Consider the following 26,010-nt stretch of genomic DNA (forward strand, 5'->3'; position numbering starts at 1 on the left):
CCTGCGGACCCAGCCGCCGGCGCCGCCGTTGGCCGTCGGATCCCACACTGCGGGGCTCGTGCCGTCCCGATCGCTCATCGCCCACCTCGCCGCGTACCGCAGGTACCCCGAAACCGATGGGCGCCACCGTATCGAACCCCTGCAGCCCGCAGGCGGCTTTGTACGATCAAGAACGCCCGCGTTCAGCCCCGACCGAACAGAGCACTACTGGCGGCGCAGCACCCGCAGCGAGCCGGTGACCGAGACCTCGCGGAAGCCCTCGTCGAGCGCGCGCAGGTAGACCCGGTACGGCGCCTGGCCGCCGTCCGCCGGGTCGGGGAAGACGTCGTGCACGACCAGCAGGCCCTCCGGTGCGAGGTGCGGAACCCAGCCCTCGTAGTCGCCGGTGGCGTGCTCGTCGGTGTGGCCGCCGTCGACGAAGACGAGGCCGACCTGCGTACCCCACAGCGACGCGAGCTGCGGGGAGCGCCCGACGAGTGCGACGACGTGCGGCTCCAGCCCGGCGGCGTGCAGCGTGCGGCGGAAGCGGGGGAGGGTGTCCATCAGGCCGACCTCAGGGTCGACCAGGCTGGTGTCGTGGTACTCCCAGCCGGGCTGCTGCTCCTCCGAGCCCCGGTGGTGGTCGACGGTGATCGCGACGGTGCCGGCCAGCCGGGCCGCCTCGGCGAGCAGGATCGTGGAGCGGCCGCAGTACGTGCCGATCTCCAGCACCGGCAGGCCCGTCCGGGCGGCCGCCTCGGCCGCCGCCGCGTAGAGGGCCAGGCCCTCGTCCACCGGCATGAACCCCGTCGCCGCCTCGAAGGCGGCCAGCACCCGCGCCTGCGGCCGGGCGGGGGTGGTCTCTCGCGTCGCGTCCATAGCGCGTCACCCTACCGGCCGGTCACATGCGCACCGAGGCCGCATGCGTCCGGCCGGTCAGCCGGGCGTGGAGGTCACACCCCGAGCAGGTCGTCGGCGATCGGGCGGGCGAGGAGCCGCAGCTCGGCGTCGATCGCGGCGGAGGCCTCCGGGCTCAGCAGCACCGCCGGCTCTGCCGCCTCGTCGCGGCGGCGCACGAAGGCCAGGCGCAGGTGGGACGGCGGGTGGGTGCCGTCGAAGTCGCTGTGGGTCAGCTCGGCCGCGAGGATGCGCCGGGTGCGCTCGGCGGCCGGGATGCTCCGCACGTACTCCTGGATCTGCGTCCACAGGTCCGTCTTCGGCGCCTCCGCCACCGTTGCGGGCTCGTCGGCCGCCCCGGCTCCCCGCCGCCACCGGCCGGGCACCCGCTGGCCCGCGACCTTGCGCTGGTGGACGACGCTCTCGTAAGCCGTCCCCAGGCGCAGCGCCTCGACCAGCCCGACCGCGCCCTCGGTCCCGGCGAGCCGGGTGGTGAAGGAGTCGGCCAGGTACTCGGCGCGACGGCTGCCCATCCGGGTGAGCCAGTGCAGCAGCCGCGCGTAGAGCAGGACAAGCTGGGCGATGCCGGCGGTCAGCCAGCTGACGACCAGGGCGACGACGGCCTCCATGCCGCGGCGCCGACTGCGCATGCTGGAGTTGGCCCGCAGGCCCTGCACCCACTCCACCAGCGCCTCCAGCGCGGCCCCGAGCCAGATCCCGCGCCGCGCGTCGCCGTTGGCGCCGTGGCCGAACTCGTGGGCCAGCAGCGCCACGCGCTCCTGCTCGCGCAGGGACGCCCACATCGGCATGCCGATGCGCAGCACGACCCGGCGCCGCAGACCGACGCGCGTGTAGCCCGCGTTGTAGCGGCCGTCGATGAGAATGGCGTCGGCACGACGGGTGCCGATCCCGTCGGCGACGGAGTCCGCCAGGTCCCACAGTGCCGGGGCGTTCTGGCGGGTGACCGCGGTGCTGCGCTTGAGGAAACGCCGGTAGGAGCCGAGGCGCGGCCGGCCGGCGTAGGCGACGGCGAAGAGGGCCAGGGCCCCGATCCAGGCGGGCCAGGCCCCGTAGGCGATCAGCAGGCAGCCGGAGACGAGGGCGGCCAGGGTGACGAGGTGCACCGGCAGGGCCAGCGCGACGGCCGCGTAGTGGGCCGCGTCCCGGCGCGGGCCGAGGTCCTTGCCGGAGACGGCCTCGTCGAAGAGCCGCTCCTCCAGGGCCCGGTCCAGTCGCTGGCGCAGGCCGTTCCCCTCTTTCTTCCCCTTCTTCTCCGCAGCCTTGAGCTGCGATTCCGGCAACACGTTCCAATGGCATGAAGGGCACCAGACGGCGAATCTCGGGTCGCTGGTGAGCGAACCGGAGCATTCCGGGCAAACGGCGTTCAGGCTCGTCAGGGAGGTGGTCACGGCCGGAGATCATGCCCGATCCGATTCTCCCGACGGAAGCCGACCGCGGCGCCGGGCTTCCCAATTTCTGTAACGGGTTCTAGTCTGACGCCACGTCAGCTTCAGAAGGGGGCGTCCATGGCGGTCGGCATCAGCGAGGAGCACCGGGAGTTGCGGGGCTCGGTGCGGCGCCTGCTGGAGCGGGAGGTCCCCGGACCGGTGGTCCGGGCGGCGCTGGCGGAGGAGCCGGGTGTCGTGGGGACCGCCCGGCCCTCGTGGTGGAAGGGGCTGGCCGAGCAGGGGCTGCTCGGCCTGCACCTGCCCGAGCGGGCGGGCGGGGGCGGCGGCGGACTGCTGGATCTGGGCGTGGTGGTCGAGGAGACCGGCCGGGCGCTGCTGCCCGGCGGCTACCTGCCGACGGTCCTGGCCGCCGCACTGCTCGCCCGTTCCGACCCCGACGACCCGCGGCTCGCCGCTCTCGCCGACGGCGCACTGACCGCCGCCGTGGCCTGGTGCGGAGCGGTGACGGCGACGCCGGACGGACACCTGGACGGGGTGGCCGGCGTCGTGCCCGGTGCGGCGGAGGCGGAACTGCTCGTGGTCCGGGCCGTCGGTGGGGGCGGCCCGGTCTGGTACGCGGTCCCCGCCTCCGCCGCGCGGATCACCGCGCTGACGGCGCTCGACCCGACCCGTGGCCTCGGCTGTGTCGCGTTCGACGACGCCCCTGCCGAACAACTCGCGGGCCCCGCCTCCGATGCCGCGTCCGATGCCGCGTCCGACGCCGCGTCCGACGCCGACGCCGCCTACGACGCGATCGTGCGGACCCTGCTCGCCGCCGAGGCGTCCGGCATCGCCCGCTGGGCGCTGGAGACCGCCGCCGAACACGCCAGGGTCCGTGAGCAGTTCGGGCGGCCCATCGGCCAGTTCCAGGCCGTCAAGCACCTCTGCGCCGGGCTGCTGGTCCGCGCCGAGAAGGCCGCCGCCGCGACCTGGGCCGCCGCACGTGAGACCACGCCGCTGACCGCCGCCGTCGCCGCGGCCCTCGCCGTCGACGCCGCCTGCGCCAACGCCGAGGACTGCATCCAGATTCTCGGCGGCATCGGCTTCACCTGGGAGCACGACGCCCACCTGCGTCTGCGCCGGGCTCTCTCGCTGCGCCAACTCCTCGGCGGCGAAGGAGCGCTGTGGCGCGCGGTCGCCGAGGCGGCCGCAGTCGCCGAGCCGTGGCGCCCGCAGCTGGAACTGCCGCCCGAGGCCGCGGAGTTCCGCGCCGACGCCCGAGCGGCGGCGGCCTCCGTCGCCGGGCTCGACCCGGCCGAGCAGCGCCGCCGCCTCGCGCCCGACGGCTGGGCCGCGCCGCACCTCCCGCCCCCCTACGGGCTCGGCGCCGGACCGCTGCGTCAGCTCGTCGTCGAGCAGGAGCTGCGCGCTGCAGGGGTGCGGCTGCCGGACCTGACCATCGGCAACTGGGTCGTCCCCTCCCTCGTCGCCCACGGCACCGACGCCCAGCGCGAGAGGTTGCTGATGCCGACCCTGCGCGGCGAACTGACCTGGTGCCAGCTCTTCTCCGAGCCGGAGGCCGGCTCCGACCTCGCCTCGCTGCGCACCCGCGCGGTCCGGCAGGAGGACGGCAGCTGGCGTGTCGACGGCCAGAAGGTGTGGACCTCCAGCGCCCGGACCGCCGACTTCGGCATCCTGCTCGCCCGCACCTCGCCCGAGAAGCCCAAGCACCAGGGCCTCACCTACTTCGTCGTCGACATGCACGGCACCCCCGGCATCGACATCCGCCCGCTGCGCGAACTGACCGGCGACGCGGTCTTCAACGAGGTCTTCCTCGACGACGTGCGGCTGCCCGCCGACGCCGTGGTGGGCGCCGTCGACGACGGCTGGCGGGTGGCCCGGCACACGCTCGGCAACGAGCGCGTCCACATGGCCGACGCCAGCCCCACCGGTCCCGCCGTCCAGCGCCTGCTGCACGCCCCCGGCGGCGACCCGGCCGTCCTAGGCCGCCTCGTCGCCGACGAGCACGTGCTCGCCTGCATCGACCTGCGCACCACGCTCAGCGCCCTCGACGGCCTGGACCCCGGCGCGGGCGGCAGCGTCCGCAAGCTCGTCTCCGCCCCGCACGCGCAGCGCGTCGCCGCGTACGCGCTGGAGCTGTGCGGGGAGACGGGCGCGGTGTACGAGGGCCTCGGCCGCGAGATCGGGCACGCGGTGCTGATGTCGCGCTGCCTGACCATCGCCGGCGGCACCACGCAGGTCCAGCTCAACGTCGTCGCCGAGCGCATCCTCGGCCTCCCGCGCGATCCGCAGCCGTAGCAGCAGAGTCGGAGTAGAGATGACCGAGAAGGTGTTCCTCGTCGGCGTCGGCATGACGAGGTTCGAGAAGCCGGAGACGCGCGACTGGCAGTACTGGGACATGGCGAAGGAGGCGGGCGAGGCCGCCCTCGCCGACGCCGGGATCGCCTACGGCCTCGTCGAGCAGGCCGCCGTCGGCTACTGCCACCAGCAGTCGACCGCCGGGCAGCGCGCCCTCTACACCGTCGGCCTGACCGGCGTCCCGGTCTACAACGTCAACAACAACTGCGCCACCGGCTCGACCGCGCTGATGATGGCACGTCAGTTCGTCGCGGGCGGTCTGAACGACTGCGTGCTGGCGTTGGGCTTCGAGCAGATGAGCAGGGGCGCGCTCGGCGGCGGCGCGGGCGCGGGAGGCTTCGCGGCCAGCCCCGTCGCCCGCCACTACGGCGTGATGGCCGCCCGGCACGGTTTCGAGGCCACCCCGCCGACCGCGCAGATCTTCGGCAACGCCGCCCGCGAGCACATGGAGCGGTACGGCACCACCGCCGAGCAGCTCGCCCTCGTCGGCGTGAAGAACCACCGGCACTCGGCGGCCAACCCGCGCGCCCAGTTCCGCGACGAGTACTCCCTTCAGGAGGTGCTGGCGGCGCGGACCATCCACGCGCCGCTGACCAAGCTCCAGTGCTCGCCCACCTCCGACGGGGCCGCCGCGGCCGTCGTGGCGAGCGAGCGCTTCGTGCGCGAGCACGCGCTGCAGGACCGCGCGGTCGAGATCGTCGCCCAGGCGATGACGACGGACACCGAGGAAAGCTTCGCCTCCGGCTCCTGCATCGACGTCGTCGGCAAGCCGATGTCGCGCGAGGCCGGGCGGGCCGTGTTCGAGCAGTCCGGCCTCGGCATCGAGGACGTCGACGTCGTCGAGCTCCACGACTGCTTCTCCGTCAACGAGCTGCTCACCTACGAGGCGCTCGGGATGTGCCCGGACGGCGCGGGCGGCAAGCTCGTCGCCGAGGGCGCGACCACCTACGGCGGCCGCTGGGTGGTCAACCCCTCCGGCGGGCTGATCTCCAAGGGGCACCCGCTGGGCGCCACCGGCCTCGCGCAGTGCGCCGAGCTCGTCTGGCAGCTGCGCGGCGAGGCGGAGGGCCGCCAGGTGCCGAACGCCCGCGTCGGTCTCGCCCACAACATCGGCCTCGGTGGCGCGGCGGTGGTGACCATGCTGCGCAGGTGACCGCGGGCTCGGACCGCGGACGCCGACCGGGCCCTCAAGCGCCCTGTGCGGCTCTCCGTGACTGACCCGTGTCAGGGCGTTCTCAACTGAAGCGCTTTGCGCTAGAACTTGTTCTAGCTCAGCCCTCAGCCCGCGGGACCGGCCGGACCAGGAGCAGTCGGCACCCGCGTCGAAGCGACCCCGGCGCGGCCGACGGTGCGGACGGCCGCGTCGGGGTCCACCAATGCTGAGACCAGGCCCCCGAGAATCCTGAGTGAGCGAACCCGAAAGACGAGAGAGGCTCTCCATGCCCATCAACCCCGCCGAAGCCCTCGCCGCCCCCGCCCGCATCACCGAACTCGCCTGGGACCACAAGGACGTGATCCTCTACCACCTGGGCATCGGCGCGGGCGCGCAGCGACCGGCCACCGACCCCGACGAACTGCGCTGGACCTACGAGAAGGACCTCCAGGTGCTGCCCAGCTTCGTCACCGTCGCGGGCGGCGGCCTGGCCAAGGCAGGAGCCTTCAACCTGCCCGGCCTCGAGATCAACCTCGCCCAGGTGCTGCACGGAGGCCAGCGCATCGAGCTGCACCGCCCGATCCCCGCCGCCGGCCGCGCCCAGCTGACCAGCTCCCTCGCCGCCGTCCACGACAAGGGCAAGGCCGCCGTCCTCGTCATGCGCAGCGAGGCCGCCGACGCCGACGGCCCCCTCTACACCTGCGACACCGAGATCTTCGTCCGCGGCGAGGGCGGCTTCGGCGGCGAGCGCGGCGAGAGCGTCCGCATCGAAGTGCCCGACCGCGAGCCGGACGCCGTGCGCGAGATCCCGGTCCGTCACGACCAGGCGCTGCTCTATCGCCTCTCCGGGGACTGGAACCCGCTCCACGCCGACCCCGACTTCGCCAAGCTGGCCGGCTTCGACCGCCCGATCCTGCACGGCCTGTGCTCCTACGGCGTCACCCTCAAGGCCGTCGTGGACGCCGTCCTCGGCGGCGACGCCTCCCGGGTGCGCGAGTACCGCACCCGCTTCGCCGGGATCTTCTTCCCCGGCGAGACGCTGCGCGTCCGGATCTGGCGCGACGGCGGGCAGCGGCTGCTCGTCACCGCGACCAGCGTGGAGCGCGACGACGCGCCCGTCCTCGCCGACACCGTCGTCACCCACCAGCCCTGACCCGCCCCCTTCGATCCGCACCCCCCGCACCCCACGTCCGCAACCCACATCCGCACCGCCACGACCGAGGAGCGAAGAAGATGCGCGCAGCGGTTCTGCACGAGACCGGCCAGGAGAAACTGGAGGTCCACGACGGCGTCGAGACCCCGGCGACCGGGCCCGGCCAGGTCCGGATCAGGATGAAGGCCGCCAGCCTCTGCCACTCCGACCTGTCCGCCATGAGCGGTGTGCTGCCGCAGCCCGCCCCGTTCGTCCCCGGCCACGAGGGCGCGGGCGAGGTCGTCGAGGTGGGCGCGGGCGTGACGAGCCTGGCCGTCGGCGACCGCGTCATCGTCTGCTGGATGCCGCCCTGCGGCGCCTGCCCCTCCTGCCTGCGCGGCGAGGGCAACCTGTGCCTGGCCGCGTTCGCCAACATGGGCACGCCCAACTACCGGCACGACGGCAAGGACATCTTCGGCTTCTCCGCCACCGGCACCTTCGCCGAGGAGAGCGTCGTCGCGGCCGGCTGTGCGGTGAAGATCCCCGACGACGTCCCCTACGAGGTCGCCGCCCTGATCGGCTGCGGCGTCACCACCGGCGTCGGCGCGGCCGTCAACACCGCCAAGGTGCTGCCCGGTTCGAAGGTCGCCGTGATCGGCTGCGGCGGCGTCGGCATCGCCGCCATCCAGGGCGCGAAGGTCTGCGGCGCGGCCCAGATCCTCGCGGTCGACCCCGTCGCCGCCCGCCGCGAGTGGGCGCTGCGCTTCGGCGCGACCGAGGCGGTCCACCCCGACGAGCTGAACGACGCCAAGGCCCGGATCACCGGCGGCGAGGGCTTCGACTACGCCTTCGAGGTCGTCGGCCGCTCGGCGACCGTGCGCACCGCCTACGACGCGGTCCGGCGCGGCGGCGCCCTCGTCGTGGTCGGCGCGGGCGCGATGGACGACAACGCGCAGTTCAACATGTTCGAGCTGTTCTTCAACGAGAAGCGCGTCCTGCCCTCCCTCTACGGCGGCGCGGACGTGCCCGCGACCTACCGCAAGGTCATCGAGCTGTGGCGGGCCGGCCGCCTCGACCTCGAGGGCATGGTCACCCACCACGTGCCGCTCGGCCACGTCAACGACGCCATCGAGCAGATGCGCACCGGCGAGGCGCTGCGCACCGTCATCACCATGGGGACGGACGCGTGACCACCACGTCGCTGGCGGGCCTCACCGCGATCGTCACCGGTGCGGGCCGCGGCCTGGGCCGCGCCGAGGCGCTGGAACTCGCCCGCGCGGGCGCGAACGTCGTCGTCAACGACTTCGGTGCGCCGGGCCGCGACGGCAGCGGCGCCGCGTCGGCGGCGCCCGCCGACGAAACGGTCGCCGAGATCGCAGCGGCGGGCGGCCACGCCGTCGCGCACTACGGCGACATCGCCGACATCGGCACCGCCCAGGAACTGGTCGACCTCGCGGTCGCGACCTACGGGCAGCTGGACATCCTGGTCAACAACGCCGGCATCCTGCGCGACCGGATGGTCTTCTCCATGACGGAGGAGGAGTGGGACTCCGTCGTCCGCGTCCACCTGCGCGGCCACTTCGCCACGACCCGTGCGGCCGCCGCGTACTGGCGTGACCGGAGCAAGGCGGCCGGGGCGCCGGTGTACGGGCGGATCGTCAACACCTCGTCCGAGGCGTTCGTCGCGGGCTCCGCCGGACAGCCCAACTACGCGGCCGCGAAGGGCGGCATCGTCGGCCTCACCACCAGCAGCGCGAACGCGCTGGCCCGCTACGGCGTCACCGCCAACGTCATCTGCCCGCGTGCCCGGACGCGCATGACCGAGGACGTCTTCGTCGGATCCATGAGCGCACCGGAGACAGGCATCGACCCGCTCGCCCCCGAGCACGTCTCCCCGCTCGTCGCCTACCTGGCCTCTCCGGCGGCGGCCTCGGTGAACGGCCAGTGCTTCGTCGTCCACGGCGGTATGGTCGCGATCCTCGGCGCCCCGCCGGTCCTGGCCAAGTTCGACACGGCGAAGGAGGTCTTCACGCCGGGTGAGCTGGACGAGCTGATGACCCCGTTCTACGCCGAACGCAAGCCGGGCGACGGCTTCGCCAACATGTCGGTTCTCGGCCTGAAGCACGGATGAGCTGCCACACCTGGGGGCGCGGTTCCCCGCGCCCCCAGGGTGCTACTCCGCGCGGCGGTGGCGACCGTGGGGGTTCGCCTCCTGCGCCTCCTCCTCGGCGATGTGGCCGCGGTGGCGGCCGTGCGGGTCCTCCTCCGCGGCGTTCTCAGTGGTGATGTCGGTGAGGGCATCAGACATGAGAGTCGTCTTCTCCGTGTTTGTTCTGTCTTCCGGCATTCGTGCTGGTGGTCCACCCTAGTGGCCTCGTAGGGACCTTCCCACCCGTTCACACCGTTCGCACACTTCTCAAAAAGCTCGCCAACAACTCCTGCAGAAGAGGCGCACCCTCCTCCGCGAGCACCTCGTGGCCCGCACGCGCGGCCTCCACGTACTGGAAGTCGACCCCCTCGACCCGGCCGATCCGCAGCAACTCCTGGCGCAGCAGCCGGGATTGCGTGACGGGCACGATCTCGTCCCGATCGCCGTGGACGACCAGCACCTCCGCCGTCAGCCGGTGGCACAGCAGCAGGACGTCCCGCGGGCCGTCCGGCAGGTCCGTCGCCGCGCCCATCCGCTCCGTGAGACCCCGAACGGCCGGACCCGCCTCGGCGGCCAGGCGCGCGCCGGAGAGGAACGGGGAGACCGCCGCCACCCGGGCGACCAGATCAGGGGCGGTGCCCGCCGCCAGCAGCGCGAGGAACGCGCCGTAGCTGACGCCGAACAGGGCCACCCGGCCCAGGCCCAGCGACTCGCGCTGGCCGCCGATGCTGTGCAGCAGCGCCAGCACGTCCTCCAGATCCGGGCCGCCCCAGGCGTGCTGGACGGCCTGTGCGTGCTCGACGCCGTAGCCCGTGCTGCCGCGCTGGTTCGGGGCGACGACGGCCATGCCCTCCGCCGCCAGGCGCTGCAGGGTCGGCTCGAACTCCAGATGCCAGGCGTCGGCGGGCCCGCCGTGCAGGGCCATCACCAGGTGCTCGGCGCTGAGCCACGCGTCGCCCCCGTAGACGACGCCCTCCACCGGACCCGTGGCTCCCGGCAGGGTGACCGTCTGCGCGCTCTCCCAGGGGCGGCCGTCGCCGCGCCGGGTGCTGCCGTCCAGCCGCCAGCCGGTCTCCACGGGCTGGGGTATCACCTGCACCACGCTCGCCAGGCCCGCGCGCCCGCCCTGGACCGGCGCCAGCCGGGGCCGCTCCGGCTGCGGCAGCGGCCGCGTCTCGCCGCTCAACAGCAGGTCGACGTCGATCGAGGCCATCGCTGCCGGGTGGTCCGGCGCCGAGTAGGGCATCCGCAGGCCTGCCGCCGACCAGTGCGCCACCCCGCCGAACCGGCCGGGCGGGATGGGCAGCGGGTCCAGCCGCGTGGCGCCCGGCTCCCACAGCGCCAGCGTCGTACCGGCGCCCCAGTCCGCCTGGACGGCCACCCGGCCGCGGCCCGGCTCGATCGCGACGGGGCGCAGGAAGTGCTGCCCGCCGCGCAGGCACTCAGGGAAGTGCAGCGGCTCGCCGGAGCCGAGGCGGCCCCAGCCGAGACGGTCCTCGCCCGGCGCGTCGCTGCGCACCAGGATCAGACCGCTGCCCGGATCACAGGCCGCGAGGCGGTCGTTGCTGTGCTCGGTGAGCTCCAGCAGCGGCGAGAGCCTGACGGAGACGAGGTCCAGCACGACCGTCTTGACCCGGCCCGTGCCGTCGGCCAGGCGCTGCAACCGGTCCAGGCCGAGCATCCGCCCGCCCCGGTCCAGCCAGACGCCGCCGCCGTACAGACCGGGCAGCTCGGCGACCTGCTGCGGGGCGGAGACGCCGTCCGCGCTGACCAGCCAGACCGAGGTGGACGTCTCGCCGTCCGTGCCCAGCGCCAGCGCGACCGGCGCGCCCGCCGCCGGGGCGGGCAGCGGCAGCAGCCGCAGGCCGGCCTGATGGAGCCGGCCCGCGGCCAGGTCCGCCTGCCCGTCCGTGCCGCGCACGATCAGCTGCTGCTGCGTGCCCTCGTGACGGCAGATCAGCACACGGCCGTCGGTCAGCGCGACGAGCTGCGCGTGCACGTCCTCCGAGCGCCGCTCGCGTGCGCCCGCGCCGGGGCGCAGCGGCTGCGGCGCGCAGACCTCGCCCGGCTCCGCGCCCAGCAGCCAGCTCTCGACGAACCAGCGGCCGTCGGCCTCCGCCGCCAGGCAGGCGGCGTGCGAGCCGTCGGAGGCGAAGCTGAAGCTGACCCGCCGCAGCGCGGCGGAGACCGGCGCCCCCGGCCCAGAGGCGGAGCCGGAGCGCGGAGGGACGGTGAGGGGGATCGTGGTCATGGAGGCACCACCGCAGCTCGGTCGGGACGACACACGTCGCCGGAACGGAAGGGAGAGGAAGCAATGATGTGCAAGAAAGACGTGCAAGAAAGACGTGCGAGAAGGTGCGCAGCGTTCGGAAGAGCTCACGAGAGCCGCTCGCGTCGTTCGGGCTCGCCTTGTTCTTCGAGCTCACCGTGTTCAGGGCGGGCCCTCCGCGGTGGGGCCCGTCCGCACCACCGAAGCTACTGACGGACGTGCGCCGCTCGCACGGGATCGCGGACACATCACTCGTAAGGGTGGAGCTCCTTCCTGGCCCGTAACCTTGCGCGCTGTCCGACGCGGCCACCGCGCCGCGATACCCTCGGACACGTGCCGAAACTCTCCGACGTCCGCCGCGCGCTCGACGAGCTCTACCCGCCCGCGTGGGCCGAGTCCTGGGACGCCGTCGGTCTGGTCTGCGGCGACCCGGAGGACGAGGTCAGCCGGGTGCTGTTCGCCGTCGACCCGCTGCAGGCCGTCGTCGACGAGGCCGTCGCCTTCGGCGCGCAGCTCGTCGTCACGCACCACCCGCTCTACCTGCGCGGCACCACGACCGTCGCGGCCGACACCTTCAAGGGCAAGGTCGTGCACACCCTGGTCCGCCACGGCATCGGGCTGATGGTCGCGCACACCAACGCCGACGTCGCCGACCCCGGCGTCTCCGACGCCCTCGCCGAGGCCGTCGGCCTGCGCGTGACCGGACCGTTGGTCCCGGACCCGACCGACCCGACGGGACGCCGCGGCACCGGCCGCATCGGCGAGCTCCCGGCGCCCGAGCCGCTGGCCGCCTTCGCCGCCCGCGTCGCCGCCGGACTGCCGGCCACCGCCCAGGGCGTGCGCGCCGCGGGCGACCCGGACCGTCCTGTCCGCCGTGTCGCCGTCTGCGGCGGCTCCGGCGACAGCTTCTTCGCGGAGGTCCGCGCGGCCGGCGTCGACGCCTACGTCACGGCCGACCTGCGCCACCACCCGGCCTCGGAGGCCCGCGAGAACGCGGACATCGCCCTGGTCGACGCCGCCCACTGGGCCACCGAGTGGCCCTGGCTGCGCAGCGCGGAGAGCGCGCTGCTCGCCGTCTCCGAAAAGCACGGCTGGGGCCTCGGGACGCGGGTGTCCACCCACGTCACCGACCCCTGGACCGCGCACGCCCCGATGACTTTCGCACCGACCACCGCCTCAAGGAGCTCCAACTGAACGCCGCGCCCGCCGACCAGATCCGCCTGCTGGACCTGCAGGCACTCGACTCCCGCCTCGACCAGCTCGCCCACCGTCGGCGCACGCTGCCCGAGCACGCCGAGATCGAGCAGCGTTCCACCGACCTCGCCCAGCTGCGCTCGCTCACCGTCGCCGCCGAGACCCAGCTGAGCGACACCCAGCGTGAGCTCACCAAGGCCGAGCAGGACGTCGACCAGGTGCGCCAGCGCGCCGCCCGCAACCAGAAGCTGCTCGACTCCGGTTCGGTCGGCTCCGCCAAGGACCTCACCAACCTCCAGCACGAGGTCGGCTCGCTGGCCAAGCGCCAGAGCGACCTGGAGGACGTGGTCCTGGAGATCATGGAGCGGCTCGAGTCGGGTCAGACCCGCGTCAGCGAGATGACGGCCCGCCGCGACGAGGCCGAGCGCTCCGTCAAGGAGGCCGAGGAGCGCCGCGACACCTCCTACGGCTCGATCGACGCCGAGGTGGAGAAGGTCACCCGCGACCGCGAGACCCTGTCCGCCGCCATCCCGGCCGACCTGATGAAGCTCTACACCCGCCTGCGCACCCAGAACGCCGGCATCGGCGCGGCGCGCCTCTTCCAGCGCCGCTGCGAGGGCTGCCGGGTGGAGCTGTCCATCACCGACCTCGGCGCCGTGCGCGCCGCCGCCGCGGACGAGGTCGTGCGCTGCGAGAACTGCGGACGGATTCTGGTCCGCACCTCGGAGTCCGGTCTGTGACGGAAGGCGGGCAAGCTCGCCGGTTCGTCGTCGAGGCCGACGGCGGGTCGCGGGGCAACCCCGGGCCCGCCGGATACGGCGCGGTCGTGCGCGACGGCGACACCGGCGAGGTGCTGGCGGAGGCGGCCGAGTACCTCGGCCGCGTCACCAACAACGTGGCCGAGTACCGGGGTCTGATCGCGGGCCTGCGCGCCGCCGCCGCGATCGACCCGGCCGCCGCGGTCGAGGTGCGGATGGACTCCAAGCTCGTCGTGGAGCAGATGTCCGGCCGCTGGCAGGTCAAGCACCCGGACATGAAGCCGCTCGCGGCCGAGGCCCGTACGGCCTTCCCGGCCGGGCGGGTCCAGTACCGCTGGGTGCCGCGCAAGGAGAACAAGAACGCGGACCGGCTCGCCAACGAGGCGATGGACGCGGGCCAGGCGGGCCGTGCGTGGGAGCCGAAGCTGCCGCCGCAGCCGACGCCGGTCACCGCCGCGCCGGTCTCCGACGCCACCGCCGAACCGATCGCCCGGCGGATCGCCCAGCCCGTCGCCGATCAGGGCGGCGAGCCGAAGGTCACCGCCCCGGCGGGCTGGGCCGCGCCCGCGGACATGGGCAAGCCCACCACCTTCGTGATGCTGCGCCACGGCGAGACCGCGCTGACGCCGCAGAAGCGGTTCTCCGGCAGCGGCGGCGGCGACCCGGCGCTCTCCGAGCGAGGCCGCTGGCAGGCCGAGCGCGCCGCCGCGGCCTTCGCCGCGCGCGGCACCATCGAGGCGATCGTCAGCTCGCCGCTGCGGCGCTGCCGGGAGACCGCACAGGCCGTCGCCGACGTGCTGGGCCTGGACGTCCGCGTCGAGGAGGCCCTGCGCGAGGCTGACTTCGGCTCCTTCGAGGGGCTCACCTTCGCCGAGGTGAAGGAGCGTCAGCCGGAGGCGCTGGACGCCTGGTTGGCCTCGCCGAGGACGGCCCCGCCGGACGGCGAGAGCTTCGTCGCCGTCGGCCGCCGGGTGGCCGCCGCCCGGGACCGCCTGCTGGCCCGCTATGCCGGGCGCACCGTCCTGGTCGTCTCGCACGTGACGCCGATCAAGACGCTCGTCCGGCTCGCCCTGGGTGCTCCGACGGAGGCGCTGTACCGCATGGAACTGAGTGCGGCGGCCGTCTCCGCCGTCCAGTTCTACGCGGACGGCAACGCGTCGCTCAGGCTTTTCAACGACACCTCACATCTACGCTGACCAGCGGGGTTTCTGAAGCGTGCGGACAGGGAGGCCCTGCACAGGGCCTCCCTGTCCGCGTTGGATGCTGGTCATGCACATTTAACCGCGGACAGCTTTCTGTCCTGTCTACGCGCGTGGTGTCCTGATGGACGGTCGGCCGACCACTCCGGGCAAGGTCACTGGCTCTCCGTCAACTCCCCCTAGGAGCACGCATGTCCCGCAAGGGCAGAAGCCGCGCCACCGCCACCGCCACCGTCGCGCTCGCCGCCGGTGCCGCGCTGTTCGCCACCGCCCTCCCGGCCCACGCCGCGAGCTACACGGCGTTCACCTTCACCCTCGGCAGCAGCGAGCCGACCATCTACAACTTCATCAACTCGGCCACCAAGACGCTCGACATGACGATGTACGAGCTCAGCGACACCACGGCCGTGAACGACCTGATCGCCCGCAAGAAGGCCGGCGTCACCGTCCGGGTCATCCTCGACGAGAAGGAGACCTCGACCAACAGCTCGGCCTACAGCGCCCTCAAGAACGCCGGCGTGGGCGTCGTGTACTCGTCCACCTCCTATGTGTACACGCACCAGAAGACCATCACGGTCGACGGCGCCACCTCGCTGGTCCTCACCGGCAACCTCACCTCGAAGTACTACTCGACCAGCCGCGACTACGGCGTCTTCGACAACGACGCCAACGACGTCGCCGCGATCGAGAAGGTCTTCAACGCGGACTACGCCCACACCTCGGTCACCCCCGGCGACGGCGACAACCTGCTCTGGTCGCCCACCGACGCGCAGACCCGGCTGCTGAGCGTCATCAACGGCGCGACCAAAACCCTGGACGTCGAGGAGGAGGAGTTCAGCGACTCGGCCGTCGTGAACGCCATCGCCGCCCGCGCCAAGGCGGGCGTGAAGGTGCGGGTGGTCCTGGAGACCCCCGGCAGCTACTCCAGCGAGGTCTCCCAGATCAAGAGCGCGGGCGGCACGGTGGTGGGCTACTCCTCCAGCACCGGCTTCTACATCCACGCCAAGGCGATCGTCGCCGACTACGGCCTGTCGACCCAGAAGGTCGAGGCCGGGTCGATGAACATCACGTCCAACTCCCTGGGCAACAACCGCGAGCTGGGCATCATCCTGACCGACAGCGGTGTGGCGGGCACGATCGAGACCGCCTTCAACAGCGACTACGCGGGCGGCACCCCCGCGTAGTCCCCCGCGCGGCCCCCGCGTGGACCGGGGTTCAGAGCTCGGCGACGACCACGTCCAGCGCCCACGGCCTGCCGGCCGTGGGCGGCTGCGCCTCCACGGTGAACTTCGCCTCGCGCAGTGCGTCCACCAGCTCCGCCGGGGTGGCCGGCTCCGCACCCGACTCCAGCAGCTGCCGCAGCAGGCGGCCCTTGGTCGCCTTGTTGAAGTGGCTGACGACGGAGCGCCTGGTGACGCCGCCCACGACCCGCTCGTGCAGCACGCGCACCGTGGCCGTGCGCGCGGCGACCTCGCCGGTCGGCTTCCACAGCGCGGCGTAGGCGGACGAGCGCAGGTCCAGCACCAGCCCGTCCCCGGCGAGCTCCGGCATCGCGGCGGCCATCGGCTTGCGCCAGTGCGCGCCGAGACCGCCGAGCGGCGGCAGCTTCGTCCCCCCGGAGCAGCGGTACGGCGGGATCCGGTCGGTGATCCGCACGACGCCCCACAGGCCCGAGAACACCACGAGGCCCTCCTCGGCACGGGCACGCGCCTCGGGCGCGAGGTCGGCCAGGCCGAGGTTGTCGTAGAGCACGCCGGTGTACAGCTCACCCGCGGGCAGCGCGGCCGCCGTGCGGAGGTCGGCGTTACGGGCGAGCTCGCCGCGCAGGCCCTCGCCGATGCCGAGCACCTCCAGGGCGGTCCCCTCGTCCCCCCGGCAGATCGCGACCAGCGCGTCCAGCACGGCCTCCCGCGTCCCGGTCAGACCGGGCAGCACGAGCGACCCGAGCTCGAGCGGCGCCCCCTCCCCGGTCGCGGCCTTGCCCTCCGACGGCGGCAACAGCACCAGCACTGCACGACTCCTCAAGACACGGTCTTCCCGCCGACCACTCTAGGGGGTCCGCGACGGCCGCCCTGCGGCCCCGGCCTGCGGTGGGCGCACGGGGGCGGAGCGCCGACCCGGCGGCGCTCCGCGCTCCTGGAGGGTGCGTCGAGAGACGGTGCAGTCACCTGTCCGGGTGGCGGGACGGGCGTTCGGGTGCGAGGGCGCACTGGGTAGCCTTGGAGGCACCATGAACGCTAAGACTGCCGCCACCGCAGCCAGCCTCGATCCGGACACGCCGACCCTTCTCGTCAAGGTGTTCGGTAAGGACCGCCCCGGCCTGACGTCCGGGCTCTTCGCCACGCTCGCCGACTACGGCGTCGACGTCGTCGACTTCGAGCAGGTCGTGACCCGGGGGCGGATAGTCCTCTGCGCGCTCGTGACGGCACCGCCCAACGACGGCGAGCTGCGGGCCCAGGTCCACCAGTGGGCCGAGGGCAGCCACCTCGACGCCGAGGTGATCTCCGGCCGGGGCGACAACCGGCCCCGCGGCGAGGGGCGTTCCCACGTCACGATCCTCGGCAACCCGCTTCCGGCGAGCGCCATCGCCGCGCTCAGCACGCACATCACCGAGACCGGCGGCAACATCGACCGCGTGTTCCGTCTCGCGAAGTACCCGGTGACCGCCGTCGAGCTGGCCGTGTCCGGCGTGCCGACGGAGATCCTGCGGGCGGCGCTCGCGCCGGAGGCGGCCGCACAGCGCGTGGACGTGGCCGTGGTGGCGTCCGGGCTGCAGCGCAAGGCCAAGCGGCTGGTGGTCATGGACGTCGACTCGACGCTGATCCAGGACGAGGTGATCGAGCTCTTCGCCGCACACGCCGGCTGCGAGGAGAAGGTCGCCGAGGTCACCGCCGCCGCGATGCGCGGCGAGCTGGACTTCGCCGAGTCGCTGCGCGCCCGCGTGGCCCTGCTCGCCGGGCTGGACGCGAACGTCGTGGACAAGGTCCGCTCCGAGGTCCGGCTGACGCCGGGGGCGCGCACGCTGATCCGGACGCTGAAGCGCCTCGGTTACCAGGTCGGCATCGTGTCCGGCGGGTTCACCCAGGTCACTGACGACCTGGCCGACCGCCTCGGGTTGGACTTCGCTGCCGCGAACACCCTCGAGGTCGAGGACGGCTGCTTCACCGGCCGCGTCGTCGGCGACATCGTGGACCGGGCCGGCAAGGCCGCCATGCTGCGCCGCTTCGCCGCCGAGGCGGGCGTGCCGCTGGAGCAGACCGTCGCGATCGGCGACGGCGCCAACGATCTCGACATGCTGAACACGGCCGGGCTCGGGGTCGCGTTCAACGCCAAGCCGGTCGTCCGCGAGGCCGCGCACACCGCGGTGAACGTCCCGTTCCTCGACACCGTGCTCTACCTGCTCGGCATCTCCCGCGAGGAGGTCGAGGAGGTGGCGGAGAACGCCGAGGAGACCGAGTTCGACGAGGTCGGCGCGCCGTAGCCGACCCGGCCGGGGGCGTCCGGTCACCATCGAGGGATGCAACTGCCGCTGCATTTCGGAACCGGACGCACCGCCCTGCTCTTCATGCTGGTGGCCTTCGTCGCCACCTTCACGCTCACCCGCCTGATCGTGCGCATGATCCGCTCCGGTCGCGGACCCTTCGGGAACGTCGCGGTCGGCGAGGTCCACGTCCATCACCTGGTGCCTGGGATCTTCCTGCTGCTGCTCTCCGGGGTGGTGGTGTTCCTCGCCGTCCCGCACGGCCTCTTCCGCGACTGCGTGGCGGCCGCCTTCGGCGTGGGCGCGGCACTGACCCTGGACGAGTACGCGCTGTGGCTGCACCTGTCCGACGTCTACTGGGCAGACGAGGGCCGCAAGTCCGTCGACACCGTCGTCGGCGTCGCCGCCCTCGGCGGGATCGGGCTGCTGGTCTCCAACCCGTTCTCGCGGCAGCCGGGGGAGGGGACCTGGTTCTTCGTCACCTTCATCCTGATCAACTGCGCTCTGTCGGTGATCTCCGTCCTCAAGGGGCGGTTCTTCCTGGGCGTCGCTGGTGTGCTGTTCCCCTTCCTCGCGCTGTGGGGGGCGCTGCGGCTCGGCTACCCGGGCTCGCCGTGGGGCCGGCGCTTCTACCGCGAGGGCGGGAACAAGCGCGCCCGCGCCGAGCGCCGCGCCTCCAAGCGGCGGCTCTCGGAACGGCTGAAGGCCTTGGTCAGCGGCCTGCCCGAGCGTCGCTGAGCCGTACCCGTGCTCCGGCCCGCACCTGTGCCTGTGCCCGTTCTCAGCCGAAGTCGTTGCCGATCACGTTCTCGATGTTCCGCTCCGCCAGTGCGGTGATCGTCACGAACGGGTTCACGCCGGTGCTGCCGGGGATCAGCGAACCGTCGGTGACGTAGAGGCCGGGGTAGCCGTGCAGCCGCCCGTACAGGTCGGTGGCCTGGCCCAGGACGCAGCCGCCGAGCGGGTGGTAGACGAAGTCGTCGCCCCAGGTCTTGTAGACGCCGAAGAGATCGGTGCGGTAGATCGTCCCCTCGGCCCTGTTGATCCGGTCGAAGACGTTCGCGGCGGCCGTGATCGACGGCTGCGTCCACGAGGCCTGCCAGCTCAGGTCCACGCCGCCGGTCCCGGGGTTGTAGGTGAACGTGGCCCGGTTCGGGTTCTTGGTGATCGCCAGGTAGAGGCTGATCCACAGCTCGGTGCCGGCCGGGAACGGGGAGATCTCCGCGAAGCAGGGGTAGGTCGGGTCGTCCCAGTTGTCGATGCCGCGCACCGGCATGCACGCCTGCAGCGAACCGGTCGGCGCCCACAGGTAGTTGGCGCGGCCCACCATCACGTTTCCGTTGTTGCCCCAGCCCTGGCCGACCGCGGCGGGCAGGTCCGGCAGCAGACCGGTGTCGCGCAGGGCGACCAGCAGCTTGCTGGTGCCCACACTGCCGGCGCCGAAGAAGACCTTGTCGGCGGTGACCGTCTTGACCGCCACCACGTTGCCGCCGGTGTCCAGCTGCTGCATCGACACCGTGTAGCCGGAGCCCACGGCGGCGGGGGAGACCGAGGTGACCTTGTGCAGCGGACTGATCGACAGCCGCCCGGTCGCGGCGGCCGCCGCGAGGTAGGTCTTGTCGAGCGACTGCTTGCCGTAGTTGTTCCCGTAGATGACCTCGCTCGCCAGCGCCGAGCGCGGCGCGCTCCCGGCCAGCTCCCGCTGCATGTAGGGGAAGCTGTAGACGTTCGGGACGAACACGGTGCTGAAGCCGGCGTCGCCCGCCTGGCTGGAGCCGACGCGCGCGTACTGGTAGCAGCTCGCCGAGGAGTACCAGGACGGGTCGACGCTGTTGGCCCCCAACCCGGCGTTCGCGCGCGGGTAGTAGACGTCGTACATCGCGTCCGGGTCGACCTGCGGCAGGATCTCCTCGAAGTACCAGCGCTTGGGCACCACGGCCATGCCGCCGTTGACCAGCGACCCGCCGCCCACCCCGCGGCCCTGGTACACACGGGTGTTGGCGAAGTGCTCGGAGTCGAGCACGCCGGTGTAGCTGGGGATGGACTTGTTGTACGGCGCCCCGAGGAAGTAGCTCACCGGCTGGTCCGTCTGGGTGCGCAGCCAGTACGCGCGTCCGTCCGGGTTGAGCATGTTGCAGAAGATCTTCCCGTCGCTGCCGGGGGTGGTCCAGCTCCGGCCCATCTCCACCATCGCGACGGGGATCCCGGCCTGGGTCAGCCGCAGCGCGGTGACGGACCCGCCGTACCCCGTGCCGATCACCAGCACCGGTACGTGGTCCCCGTTGCCCAGCGCCCTGGCGGGCGTGGCCGCGGCGGCCGTGAGCAGGGCCGGCGCCGCCAGCGTCCCGGCCGTCACCGCCGCTCGGGACAGGAACTGACGTCTCGACAGGTCTCTTCTGCTGTGAACCCTTTCAGGCATGACTCGACCACCACCGATCGTCGACGGAACCCGGCTGAGCTGACCCATGGCGCGGACACGCCGCCCGGATCAACGGAGGTGGTGCTCGGTCCGGTCACGCAGCGGCGGGATCTGGAATCTCGCCCCGGGAGGTGGAGAAGTCAAGAGCGAACGCCGGTTCGGCGCCGTCGGCCCGGGTGGGTCAGTCCTGCCGGGGCGGCAGCCCGATCGGGTTCGCCCGCGGCGGGACCCCGGCGGCGCGCAACCGCGCCACCGGCTCGGCGAGCCCGTCGAGCAGTCGGTCCGTCGCCTCGGCGGTCACCGGACGAAGCAGCCGTGCGGCCAGGCGGTCCGTCGCGTCCTCTACGGCCTGTCGCAGCTCACGCCCACCGACCGTGGCCTGGGCGTCGGCGTCCACCAGGCCGCGTGCGCGCAGCCGTTCGGCGGCCGCGGCCCACTCGTCCTCGGTCCAGCCACGGTCCGTGCGCATCGTCTCGGCCGGCACCCGACCCGTCGCGGCGGCGAGCACCAGTGACTCCAGACCGTCCAGCTCCCGGTCGGCGAGCGCGGCAAGGTGCGCGTCGCCGCGGAACTCCCGCAGACCGGTGGTCAGTTGCCACAGCCGCTCGACCGGGTCCGCGATCCGCTCGGCGAGCGGCTGGTTGGCGGCGAACAGCGGCCGGGCCAAGGTGGGCGCGTCCGCGACCATGGCCGCCATCGGCGCCGCCAACTCCCCGGCCAGCGCGTCGATCCCCGGCACCGCACGGCGGAGCGCCGCGGCGGCTCCCCGGGCCCGCTCCGCCAGAGCCCGTTCCGGTGTCACCGCCTCCCAGGCCGCCGGCAGCGACCGTTCGACGCTGCGTGGCGCGAACGCCCCGAGCACCGATCCGGCGATCGCCGCGCCGACCGGACCCAACGGGCCGACCCGCATCGCGAAGTAGCCCATCCAGAAGCCCTTGAGGCCCATCGCCCGGCCGAGGCCCCGGCACTCGGGGTCGAAGTAGACGACGGCGTGCAGGGGTTCGGTCCGCAGCCACAGTGCGCGTGCGAGGGTCGAGGTCATGCGCACGACGCTACCCGGCCCGAACCCCGCCGGGTGGGCGAAGATCGACGCATGACCGAGCTCACACCTGCCTACCGGGTCCGCCGCATCGAGCCGGGGGAGTGGCGCGAGCTGCGCGCCCTGCGCCTGGAGGCGCTCCGGGACGCGCCGACGGCGTTCAGCATCACCTACGCCGCCAGTGAGGCGCTGCCGGACGACGCCTGGCGCGCCCAGGCCGCCGAGGCGGCCACCGGCGCGTCCACGGCCCTCTTCGTCGCGGTCGGCCCCGACGGCTCCTGGCTCGGCACGGCCGGAGCCGCGCCCATCCCGGACGTCCCGGACCACGCGCACGTCCACGGCGTCTACGTCACCCCCGCCCACCGGGGCCGCTCCGGACCGGCGGCCGACCTGGTGGCGGCAGCCGTCGCGTTCGCCCGCACCCACATCGACGTCGGCCACCTCACGCTGGGCGTCCACGAGTCCAACGCCCGCGCGCAGGCCTTCTACCTCCGCGTCGGGTTCGTCCCGACCGGTCTGGAGGTCCCCTACCCGCTCGACCCGGCCGAGCGCCTGCGCATCCTCGGCTATCCGGGCTTCCGTGACCGGGCGGCGGCTAGGCCCACCGACACTAGTTGACAGAGGACTAGTCTCAATGCAACTATAGAGCCATCGAAAGGAACGGCCCCGCACCGACGGAGCACCGAACAACCACAGTCCTCGCACGCACGGAAGGGTCCACTGACATGGCCGAGTACACGTTCACCCCGACCAGGCACGTCGAGCGCTTCAACGTCGACCACACGGTCGTCAAGCGGCTGGGCCACTGGACCACCGCCGACTCCTTCGAGATCCGCGCCCGCGGCGGCGCCGTGGTCCTCGACCTCCGCTCGCCCGAGCTGCCCGCCGACCTCGAGATCCACGTCGACCTGCGCCGCGCCTCGGTCAAGCTGCTGCTGCCGGAGGAGACCGAGGTGGACCACTGGGACGTGCAGTGGACCGGCCGCGGCAAGGTGAAGGACGCCGAGAAGGGCACCGCACTCCCCGCCACCCGCCGGGTCCGCCTCGTCGGCGCCGCCGACAACAGCGAGATCCGCGTGCTGCGGGCCGGCGTCGCCGCCGTCGCCGCGATCTTCACCCGGGAGTGGCTCGACGATGCCCGCCGCGCCCGCAAGGAGGGCCGCCTCCCCACCCTCGACGACCCGACCCGCAACCCCTACGGTGACCCGCACCGCGCGGCCTGAGACCCGCGACCGATCGAAGCCCGAGCGGGGCGACCGGACACCGGCCGCCCCGCTCGGGCTTTCTGCCTTCCCTCGGACCTCTCGATAGGATGCGTGCCGCCACGTTCCGTGACCAGCATGGGGGATTGCCTTGGCGGTGGACGACCTGCCGGGTCCGGTGGTGACCTTCCTCAACGTGATCGGCGTCCCCTGGCCTTACCTCAACGAGGACGACGTCCGTCAGTTCGCGACGATGGTCCGCGAGTTCGGACAGGCCGTCGAGCAGACCCACCAGGACGCGACCGCGGCGATCGCCGGCTTCGCCCAGGCCTACCAGGGCGCGGCCACCCAGCGGATGCAGTCGGGCTGGGCACAGCTCTCCGAGCGGCACGTCCACGAGCTGGTCGAGGGCTGCGGCATCCTTGCGGACGCGTTGGACCTCGGCGCGGAGGTGATCGTCGCGCAGAAGGTCGAGGCGATCGCTGAACTGGTCGCCATGGCGGCCGCGTTCGTCGCCGACCAGGCGGCCGCCGTGGCCACCGCAGGGCTCGCCGAGGCGGCGGTCCCGGTGATCGTCGAGGCGGGCAGGAAGCTGCTGGAGACCCTCAAGCAGCAGATCATCCAGTACGTCACCGGCGAGATCGTCGAGGCCGCGGCCAAGCCGCTGTTCGCGAGGATCGAGGCCGCCGTGTCCGGTCTCGACTGGTCGCAGACCTCCACCGCCACCGACGGCGGCGCCGTCGAGGGCTTCTCGATCGACCACGAGGCCGCCCGCGCCCACCTGGACGTCCTGCGCGGACACGCGGAGACCTTCCGCGGCCACGCGCAAAGGCTGCACGGCGGTCTCGAGGGGCTGGCCTTCTGATGGCCGCGGGCGGCGAGGAGAAGGCTGTCTTCCACGCACTGAGGCGCGACGCCCAGGACGCACTGCCGAAGATCGCCGAGAGGAACGCGCACGTCGTCGACTCGGCGGTGGAGAAGGGCTCGAAGAACCTCGCCGACCACGCGGAGAACGAGGCGCGGACCGCGGAGGACTTCCGGTCCAGGCTGCCGAAGGACAAGCCGCCGCTGCCGTCCCCGCGGACGACTTCCTCCGGGGCCTCGGCGGACGCCCCGGGACCGGTCCCCGAAGTCCCGGTCCACGCCAACAGGATCGAGCAGGCCCTCGTCCAGGACGACGGCACGGCCGCCGCCGACCTCTCCCGGCCGCGGTTCGGCAACGACGCACTGCGCGACTCGCCGAACTTCGACGACGAGATCGACAAGGCCCTGGAGGGCACCGGCCTCGGCCGCGAGGAGTACGACCGGCTGCGCCTGCGCCCCACAAGCGACCTGACGCCGGAACAGATCCGCCAGGTGGGCGAGGTCCGCAACCGGATCCGGATCGGCGACGGGCAGATCGTCACCAAGGTCGTCAACAGGAGGCTGGTCGACGGCTACCTGGACAACGACCACGACCTGTTCGGCCCCGACACGTTCGACCCGACCACCTTCGGGAACTCCATCGCCCGCGGCACCGACACGGCCGACCTGACCACCCCGGCCCACCTGCGCGACGGCCTCGCCCTGGACGACAAGGGCCAGGGCTGGACACCTGTCCCGGAGGGCGCCCCCGAGGCCTACCAACTGCGATTCCCGGCCCCCAAGGGCCTCGGCGACCGCGCCGCGCCCAGCTACGGCGCGGTCGGCGACCCGAAGACCGACCCCAAAACCGACCCCTCGCCACAGCAACGGGCGAATGCGGTCGCCACGATCGCCTCCGGGCACGACGCGACCGGCTCGGTGATGGAGGATCCCTTCACCGGCACCGGCTACACCGCGGGCGGCGTTCCGGAGTGGCTGGCCCCGAGAGGGACGAACTTCGGTGCGCGCGCGGAGATCTGGAGGATGACCCCGGACGGCGGGGAGTCGATGGTGGGCTACTACTACAAGGGCGTCTGGAACAGGGTCGATGGCTGAGAGACGGCGGTACCGGGCCGGGGAGTTCGCGGTCCACCAGGGGAACCTCTACGCCGTCTTCGGCGACGGCGACTCCTCCCGGGTCTCCCTCGCACTCATCGAGGAGGGCGATCCCGTCCCGGCGGATCTCACGCCGGATCCGAACGCCCCCACCCGGGTCTTCTTCGCCGCGCCCGAGCAGCTCGAGGCCTGGTATCGCACCCGGTGGACCTTCCGGTGGCACGGCCAGCCGTTCGACGCCGTGGGCTCCGCGGGGGGACAGATCACGGGCTGGTACGCGGGGCAGGAACTGTGGCGGGTCGCGGACCACCTGCGCCGTATCGAAGCCGACGCGTACCTGGGTACCTTCCCCCTCGACGAGATCAGAGGCCTCACCGAGCACCGGACGGACCTGCTGGCGGAATGGAAGGAAGAGCACCACCGATGACCACCACCCCGGGCCTCACCCCGCGGACGATCATGCAGCTGCCGATCACCCGCGCCCTCGCGCGGCAGTACGTCGGCAACGCGGTCGTACCGGGGCTGTTCGAGCCCTTCCGGATGTGGGGGCTGTGCTCCCGGATGGTCGACGTGGCGCGCGTCGACTCCGGCGCGCAGGCGCGCGCGGTCCACGGCCTGACCGAGGCGGGTGCCGACTTCCCGGCGGGCGACGGGCTGTTCGTGATCCGGTTCCTGGCGGGCTGGCCCGGCCTCTTCCGCGCGTCCTTCGGCGGGCGGACGACCGAGAGTGCGGCCCGGCTGGGCTCCACCCTCGTCCTCCCGGACCCGTTCCTCGGCACGGGGTACACCAGGTACGCCCCGGCGGCCGTGCCCGAGTACTGGATGGAACTCGCGGAGGCGCCGATCGGCGCCGAGATCTGGCACATGGCCGAGGAGGGCGGCGAGGGTTACGAGGTCGGCCTGGCCGCCTACGCGGGCCGCTACGCCGGCTGGCGCTCCTACCCCGCCGCCGAGCGGCGCGGCCTCACCCCCGGCGGCGCCGCACAGGTGCCCGCCGGCAGCGTGGACCGCGGCCTGACCGCTGTCCACCAGGGCGCCCCGTACCCGTCCGACTTCGGGCCGGACGCGGGCGAGCTGACCTCCTACCGCACCGCGGACGACGGCTCGGTGATGTCCCGCCGCCTCGCCGAGGGCCAGTGCGACGAGGTCCTCTACCGGCGCCTGCTCACCATCTGGCGCGAGGCCCCCTTCGAGGTCCTGGCCCTCGACGCGGACACCGCCACGCTCGCGCTCACCACCGGCAACGCGGAACAGGCCGCCGACCTGGGCCTCACCCCGGCAGGCCGCCACGCCTGGCGAACCCGGGCCCCGAGGTCGGAACTGGGCGAGCTGACCGAGGAAACCCGCCGGATCGGCGTCCAGCCACAGCTCGGCTGAGCCGGAGACGTCAGCGCAGAGCCGTCAGCGCAAAGC

General features: G+C 73.1%; 24 protein-coding genes. 17 read left to right on the plus strand and 7 right to left on the minus strand.

What is annotated here, in order from left to right; genetic code table 11:
• Positions 1-204: 204 nt before the first annotated feature.
• Both TR49_RS09975 and TR49_RS09980 read right to left on the minus strand, forming a co-directional pair.
• Positions 205-858 (minus strand): class I SAM-dependent methyltransferase, encoded by a 654-nt coding sequence (locus TR49_RS09975; RefSeq protein WP_042379713.1) that lies wholly within the window; start codon positions 856-858, stop codon positions 205-207.
• Between the two features lie 74 nt (positions 859-932).
• Entirely contained in the window at positions 933-2,180 is a 1,248-nt protein-coding gene (locus TR49_RS09980) for a M48 family metallopeptidase (RefSeq protein WP_160311565.1), read from the minus strand.
• A 222-nt stretch (positions 2,181-2,402) separates the two neighbouring features.
• Here TR49_RS09980 and TR49_RS09985 point away from each other — a divergent pair, with 222 nt between their 5' ends.
• The 5 genes from TR49_RS09985 (at position 2,403) to TR49_RS10005 (ending at position 9,059) form a co-directional block, all read left to right on the plus strand.
• The gene (locus TR49_RS09985) at positions 2,403-4,583 is read left to right on the plus strand and encodes an acyl-CoA dehydrogenase family protein (RefSeq protein ID WP_042379716.1); all 2,181 of its coding nucleotides are present in this window, start codon (positions 2,403-2,405) and stop codon (positions 4,581-4,583) included.
• A gap of 19 nt (positions 4,584-4,602) precedes the next feature.
• Positions 4,603-5,796, plus strand: coding sequence for a lipid-transfer protein (locus TR49_RS09990; RefSeq protein WP_042379719.1), 1,194 nt, complete (start codon positions 4,603-4,605; stop codon positions 5,794-5,796).
• Positions 5,797-6,082: 286 nt separating this feature from the next.
• A complete protein-coding gene (chsH3, locus tag TR49_RS09995) occupies positions 6,083-6,949 on the plus strand; it encodes an enoyl-CoA hydratase ChsH3 (protein ID WP_042379722.1) in 867 nt (288 codons plus the stop codon).
• 80 nt (positions 6,950-7,029) lie between these two features.
• On the plus strand, positions 7,030-8,118 hold the full coding sequence (locus TR49_RS10000; protein ID WP_042379726.1) for a Zn-dependent alcohol dehydrogenase: 1,089 nt from the start codon (positions 7,030-7,032) through the stop codon (positions 8,116-8,118).
• The gene (locus tag TR49_RS10005) at positions 8,115-9,059 is read left to right on the plus strand and encodes a 3-oxoacyl-ACP reductase (protein ID WP_042379729.1); all 945 of its coding nucleotides are present in this window, start codon (positions 8,115-8,117) and stop codon (positions 9,057-9,059) included. Before TR49_RS10000 ends, TR49_RS10005 begins: the two co-directional genes overlap by 4 nt.
• A gap of 42 nt (positions 9,060-9,101) precedes the next feature.
• Here TR49_RS10005 and TR49_RS46355 read toward each other — a convergent pair whose 3' ends face one another.
• Both TR49_RS46355 and TR49_RS39805 read right to left on the minus strand, forming a co-directional pair.
• A complete protein-coding gene (locus tag TR49_RS46355) occupies positions 9,102-9,236 on the minus strand; it encodes a hypothetical protein (RefSeq protein ID WP_268874063.1) in 135 nt (44 codons plus the stop codon).
• Positions 9,237-9,324: 88 nt separating this feature from the next.
• On the minus strand, positions 9,325-11,328 hold the full coding sequence (locus TR49_RS39805; RefSeq protein WP_052434160.1) for an alpha/beta hydrolase family protein: 2,004 nt from the start codon (positions 11,326-11,328) through the stop codon (positions 9,325-9,327).
• Between the two features lie 351 nt (positions 11,329-11,679).
• On the opposite strand from TR49_RS39805, the gene TR49_RS10020 reads away from it, so the two are divergent.
• From TR49_RS10020 to TR49_RS10035, 4 genes are all read left to right on the plus strand, one after another.
• Positions 11,680-12,540, plus strand: a complete 861-nt coding sequence (locus TR49_RS10020) for a Nif3-like dinuclear metal center hexameric protein (RefSeq protein WP_042380136.1) — start codon at positions 11,680-11,682, stop codon at positions 12,538-12,540.
• On the plus strand, positions 12,537-13,280 hold the full coding sequence (locus TR49_RS44950) for a zinc ribbon domain-containing protein (protein WP_201776173.1): 744 nt from the start codon (positions 12,537-12,539) through the stop codon (positions 13,278-13,280). Before TR49_RS10020 ends, TR49_RS44950 begins: the two co-directional genes overlap by 4 nt.
• Positions 13,277-14,494 (plus strand): bifunctional RNase H/acid phosphatase, encoded by a 1,218-nt coding sequence (locus tag TR49_RS10030; RefSeq protein WP_042379733.1) that lies wholly within the window; start codon positions 13,277-13,279, stop codon positions 14,492-14,494. The genes TR49_RS44950 and TR49_RS10030 overlap by 4 nt, the downstream gene beginning before the upstream one ends.
• Positions 14,495-14,688: 194 nt before the next feature.
• A complete protein-coding gene (locus TR49_RS10035) occupies positions 14,689-15,681 on the plus strand; it encodes a phospholipase D-like domain-containing protein (RefSeq protein WP_042379737.1) in 993 nt (330 codons plus the stop codon).
• Positions 15,682-15,712: 31 nt separating this feature from the next.
• On the opposite strand, the gene yaaA is transcribed toward TR49_RS10035, so the two are convergent.
• On the minus strand, positions 15,713-16,507 hold the full coding sequence (yaaA, locus tag TR49_RS10040; protein ID WP_042379740.1) for a peroxide stress protein YaaA: 795 nt from the start codon (positions 16,505-16,507) through the stop codon (positions 15,713-15,715).
• Between the two features lie 220 nt (positions 16,508-16,727).
• Between yaaA and serB the strand changes: the two genes are divergently transcribed.
• Complete coding sequence (gene serB, locus TR49_RS10045) at positions 16,728-17,978, plus strand: phosphoserine phosphatase SerB (RefSeq protein ID WP_042379743.1); 1,251 nt, start codon at positions 16,728-16,730, stop codon at positions 17,976-17,978.
• A 36-nt stretch (positions 17,979-18,014) separates the two neighbouring features.
• Complete coding sequence (locus tag TR49_RS10050; RefSeq protein ID WP_042379745.1) at positions 18,015-18,716, plus strand: hypothetical protein; 702 nt, start codon at positions 18,015-18,017, stop codon at positions 18,714-18,716.
• Between the two features lie 43 nt (positions 18,717-18,759).
• Here TR49_RS10050 and TR49_RS10055 read toward each other — a convergent pair whose 3' ends face one another.
• Positions 18,760-20,397, minus strand: coding sequence for a GMC oxidoreductase (locus TR49_RS10055; protein ID WP_042379747.1), 1,638 nt, complete (start codon positions 20,395-20,397; stop codon positions 18,760-18,762).
• 181 nt (positions 20,398-20,578) lie between these two features.
• Positions 20,579-21,439, minus strand: a complete 861-nt coding sequence (locus TR49_RS10060; protein ID WP_042379749.1) for an SCO6745 family protein — start codon at positions 21,437-21,439, stop codon at positions 20,579-20,581.
• A gap of 51 nt (positions 21,440-21,490) precedes the next feature.
• On the opposite strand from TR49_RS10060, the gene TR49_RS10065 reads away from it, so the two are divergent.
• From TR49_RS10065 to TR49_RS10090, 6 genes are all read left to right on the plus strand, one after another.
• A complete protein-coding gene (locus tag TR49_RS10065) occupies positions 21,491-22,054 on the plus strand; it encodes a GNAT family N-acetyltransferase (RefSeq protein WP_042379750.1) in 564 nt (187 codons plus the stop codon).
• A 107-nt stretch (positions 22,055-22,161) separates the two neighbouring features.
• Positions 22,162-22,659 carry a hypothetical protein gene (locus TR49_RS10070; protein WP_042379753.1) on the plus strand — a complete coding sequence of 166 codons (498 nt, stop codon included), beginning with the start codon at positions 22,162-22,164 and terminating at the stop codon, positions 22,657-22,659.
• 136 nt (positions 22,660-22,795) lie between these two features.
• Positions 22,796-23,503 carry a WXG100-like domain-containing protein gene (locus tag TR49_RS10075; protein WP_052434161.1) on the plus strand — a complete coding sequence of 236 codons (708 nt, stop codon included), beginning with the start codon at positions 22,796-22,798 and terminating at the stop codon, positions 23,501-23,503.
• Positions 23,503-24,597 (plus strand): hypothetical protein, encoded by a 1,095-nt coding sequence (locus tag TR49_RS10080; RefSeq protein ID WP_042379759.1) that lies wholly within the window; start codon positions 23,503-23,505, stop codon positions 24,595-24,597. Before TR49_RS10075 ends, TR49_RS10080 begins: the two co-directional genes overlap by 1 nt.
• Positions 24,590-25,024: a hypothetical protein gene (locus TR49_RS10085; RefSeq protein WP_042379762.1), complete on the plus strand. Its 435-nt coding sequence runs from the start codon at positions 24,590-24,592 to the stop codon at positions 25,022-25,024. The genes TR49_RS10080 and TR49_RS10085 overlap by 8 nt, the downstream gene beginning before the upstream one ends.
• Entirely contained in the window at positions 25,021-25,974 is a 954-nt protein-coding gene (locus tag TR49_RS10090; protein ID WP_042379765.1) for a hypothetical protein, read from the plus strand. The genes TR49_RS10085 and TR49_RS10090 overlap by 4 nt, the downstream gene beginning before the upstream one ends.
• The last annotated feature ends 36 nt before the right edge of the window (positions 25,975-26,010 follow it).

This window comes from Streptacidiphilus melanogenes, assembly GCF_000787835.1.
In the GTDB taxonomy this organism is placed as follows: domain Bacteria; phylum Actinomycetota; class Actinomycetes; order Streptomycetales; family Streptomycetaceae; genus Streptacidiphilus; species Streptacidiphilus melanogenes.